General features: G+C 60.4%; 1 protein-coding gene. It reads right to left on the minus strand.

Features of this window, described 5'->3' with window-relative positions; all coding sequences use genetic code 11:
* Window positions 1-4164 (minus strand): T9SS type B sorting domain-containing protein, encoded by a 4164-nt coding sequence (locus B0G92_RS00030; RefSeq protein WP_218971846.1) that lies wholly within the window; start codon window positions 4162-4164, stop codon window positions 1-3.
* Between the last annotated feature and the right edge of the window lie 123 nt (window positions 4165-4287).

Below are 4287 nucleotides of genomic sequence, written 5' to 3' on the forward strand. Positions count from 1 at the left end.
TTATCTCTTCAGCGAGAAGTGAGCCTTGAACTCCTTGCTCGCGTTGTTCTCCTTGTAGAGTACCTTGAACCAGTAGTCGGTCGAAGGAAGCGGGCTGCCGTTCATCGTTCCGTCCCATCCGTTGCCCGCAGGGCTGATCTGCTTCAGAAGCTTGCCGTAGCGGTCAAAGATGTAGATCGATGCCTCAGGCTGGTCCGCAAGCCCGATGATGTTCCAGGTGTCGTTGTAGCCGTCCGCGTTAGGCGTGAAGTACTTCGGGTAGTCGATTACCGATACCTTGATAGGTGCGGAATCCGTACAGCCCCCGTTGTTCCTGTCCCTGACGTATACCGTATGCTCGCCTGCAGATACGGGTGCAAATACGTTGCTTGACTGCCATGGCCCCTCGTCAAGCCTGAACTCGTAGTCGCCTAGGCTGGTCGGGTCCACCACCACCGTAATCGTGGCGTTGTCCGTGAAGGCGTTGGTCACCGTAACGTCGGTGATGATGGCCGCGGATGTTGCCGTAACGATGGCAGGGTCAGACGGTTCGGACACGCAGCCCGTCGCGATGTTGGTCGCCGTTACCGTATAGCTTCCCTGCTCGTCTACCGTAAGGGTAGCCCCCGTATCCGGAAGCACGTTCCCGTCCCTGGTCCACACGTAGGTGTAGTCCGCAGGGTTGGCACCGTTGTCCGTATTGGCAACAAGGGTAAAGGTGTTCAGGGGATCAAGCGTTACCGGGTCCACGCAGAAGAATCCTCCCGCAAGGGTAACCTCCGGCAGCTTGTTCACCGTAAGCTGGATGTTGGCAATGGCCGGACAGCCCGTTACCGACGTCCTGTTGATTACAAGCGCATAGATCATCCTCGTGCCCGTATGGTATGGGTTAAGGTCCGTGATGGCCTGGGGGTTGGTCGACGTTACGCCCAGGTTGCCGTCGGCCTGCGCCTTGGCAAGGTCGTCATAGTAGTGCACCGTAAAGTCGCCAGCAGGCTGCGTGCCCAGTACCGTGGTGTCGAACGCCGTAAGGTCGAAGTCCGTCTCCCCGTCGTTGCTGCCGTCAAGGTCGCACTTGGTAATAAGCGCAGGGTCGGTCACAGGGTTGGCAACCGCCGGCTCGTCAACAATCAGGTTGAACGTGCCCACGCTCACGCATCCCGTGGTGTTGTTTTCTACCCTTACCCAGACAGCCTCAGGGTTGGTTGCGTTAGGGTAGCTGTCCGGAAGCTCTGTCCCGGCTACTCCCGCCTCGGCGTCTACCTGGCTGTGGTAGTAGGTGAAGGTATAGTCCGCAGGGTTAAGACCCGCCGCAATCACGTTTATGTTGTGGCTGCCCAGCGTGAAGGTATGCGTGGCACCCCCTACGCAGGCAGTATAGTTAGGAATCGGGCTGGCTAGCGCAGGAAGCGGGTGCACGATAAGCTCGAGCTCCACTATCTGGTAGCATTTCTTCGCCGAAGGGTTGTTCGCGTTGGTCGTCATCAGCACGTATATCGTTCCGGATGGGCCGTCATAGTCCGTCGGGTCAGGGATGGCATTAGGGTATGTCGTGCCCTGGATACCGTCGGCCTCCGCCTGGTTGCGGTCCGTATAGTAGAAGAAGTCCACGCTCGCAGGGTTGGTGTTGTTTCGGATATAGGTCTCGCGTACCGTAAGGTCGACGCCCTCGGCTATGCCGTCGCCGGCCGTGCCGTTGTCGCACGCCTCGATATCCTGCGGATCCGTCCTAGGGTTGGGAAGCGGCTCCACACGGATGGTAAGCGTGGTCCTGCTTTCGCAAGTGGTGGCCGTATTGGTGATCACCACGTTGAGCGTCTGCACGCCAGGGTTCTGGTTCGTGTAGGCATCGGCAGGGTCGATAAGCGTGCCCGAAAGCGTGTAGAACGCCACGGTATAGCCCGGAAGCCCGCCCGTAAGGTTGCTTATCTGAGTCGTAAGGTCGAAGACCGTATAGCCGTCATTCGGAAGGGCCTCGTCGCATAGCGAGTACTCTACCGGGGCGAAGGAAAGTGACGGGTTGATCACTACCCTGAAGCTGCCTACCTTGTAGCAGCCCGTGGCGGTGTTGGTAACCCTCACCCAGATAACCTGCCCGTTGGTTGCCGGGTAGCTTGCAGGGGTGGCGATGGCGCCGCCCAGGCCGGCCTCGGCATCCGCCTGCTGCGTGTAGAAGCGTACCGTATAGCTACCGCCCGGTGCCTGCGCGTCAAGCAGGTCCTGCTCCGCATGCCCCTGGAGGTCGACCCTCATCATGCCGTCCGCGTTCGTGTCGCACACCACAAGGTCGTCGATGGCTGCCGGTACTACCGGAACCGGGTTCACTATCAGCTGCAGCGGCGCTACAGAGTAGCACTGCGTGGTCCTGTCCGTTACGCGGATCCAGATCGTGCCGGAAGCCAGGTTGCTGTAAGGGCTCGTATACGGGAACACGTTGTCTTCCGCATTCTGCATCGTCTCGTGGAAGCTCACGTCATACGGCGCGCCTCCGGTAATCTCCGGCTTGAGCGCGTCGAGGTCGAACTGCTCCGTGCCGTTCCCGTCAGGGTCGCAGGCCGTAGGGATTGTCGCAGGGATGGTCACCAGCGGGCGCTGCTGTACCCTAAGGGTAAGCGTGGTCGTGGAGAAGCATCCCGTGGCCGTGTTGGTCACCGCCACAATAATCGTCTGTACCGTCTGTACCTGGTTCGGGTAGGCCAGCGGAAGTTCCGTGCCGGCCGCAAGGGCCGCATTGTCGAAATAGTATTTCACCTCCATGCCCGGTACCGAGGTAACGAGCTGCCTGTGGGCGCCAAGGTCGAACACCTCGTAGCCGTCGCCGCTAGGGTCGTCGCAAAGCGTATATTCTGGAAGCGGCACCGCCACTACCGGATTAGGGTTCACCCTGAGTTCCATCGGGACCGCCTTGAAGCAGCCCTGTGGCGTGGATACCCTTACCCAGATGGTCTGGCTGTATGCCGTGGTGTTATTGTAGTTGAGTACCGGAAGCGCAGGGTTCGCAGGCACTGCGGCCTTCGCGTCGGCCTCAAGCTCGTAGTATTCGAAGGTATAGGTATCCCTTGGGTCAAGGCCGGACAGCATGTCCGCCTCCCTGATGCTGATGTCCGGGAAGGTCGCAAAGCCGTCGGCAGTCGCGTCGTCGCAGACCTCGATAGGGTCCGGCGATACCGGCTGCGGCGTGCGGTTCACGATCAGGCGCAGCTGCGTGAACGAAGGGCACTGGCTGCCGCCGGGCTCCTCTACCCTTACCCACAATATCAGTGGGGCATCCTCAGGGAAGGCCGTAATAAGGTTGCCGTATACCGGCCCCTTAGGGAAATGGTTGTTCTCCGCGTTCGCCTGCGTCTCGTGGTAGCTCACGATAAGCGTCGAAGGGCCGCCGGTGATCTCAAGGTTCTTGTCCGTAAGGTTGAATACCGCGATACCGTCGTTGTTGTCGTCGCAGACCTCCAATGGCGTAGGGTTGAATATTACCGGCGCCGCAATCGGGTTTACCGTAACGCTGCCCGTAAGGGCTGACGTGCACGCAGGCGTACCGCCCGTTACCGCATTTGTCAGCGTGAAGGTCGTAGGTGCCGTGATAACAGGCGTCGTATAGGCAAAATAGCCCGCCCCGTCAAGGGTCACGCTGTCGGAGCCCCCGCCCGTCCAGGTAAAGCTTACCGTGGCCCCCGGCGTTCCGGTGAATTCAAGCACCGCGGTCCTGTTCGAGCACACGTTGGCAGGGCCCGTGAAGGCGGCCGTAGGAAGCGCCTTCACGGAAACCGTGGCACGCAGGTTAAGCGTACTTGTGCAGGGTACCGTACCGCCCGTAGTTACGCTAAGCAGTGTATATGTCGTGGCCGCAGTAAGCGGGCCCGTTGGGATGCTGGCCGTTCCGGCCGCATCAAGGTTTTGTGTTATTGCCGGTCCGGTGCCTACGGAGTAGGTCACCGAGCCGTTGGCCGGGCCGTTTATCACGACGGTGGTTCCCGTTCCCTCGCATACCGTCGCGTCCGTGGCCGTGATGGTGGCCGTAGGGAGCGGCGTCACCGTGATGGTTACCGCATCCGTCAGGTTCGTGGTGCAAGGGGTAGTGCCCGTGGTGGAAACGCTCACAAGGGCGTAGGTCGTGTTCGCGGTTAGCGTGCGGGTAATCGTCGCCTCGCCAAGGGCAGGGTTGGCCGCGCTCGGCGTGGCCAGCACAACCGTCTGCGGGCTGCCGGCGTTTACGGTATAGGTGACTTGCGCGTTGAGCGTTCCGGTGACGGTAACCGTACCCGTGCCGTTTTCGCAGATTACCGGGGTCGGGGTCGATATCGTCGCAGT

The sequence above is a fragment of the Flavobacterium lindanitolerans genome (genome assembly GCF_002846575.1).
GTDB lineage: Bacteria > Bacteroidota > Bacteroidia > Flavobacteriales > Flavobacteriaceae > Flavobacterium > Flavobacterium lindanitolerans.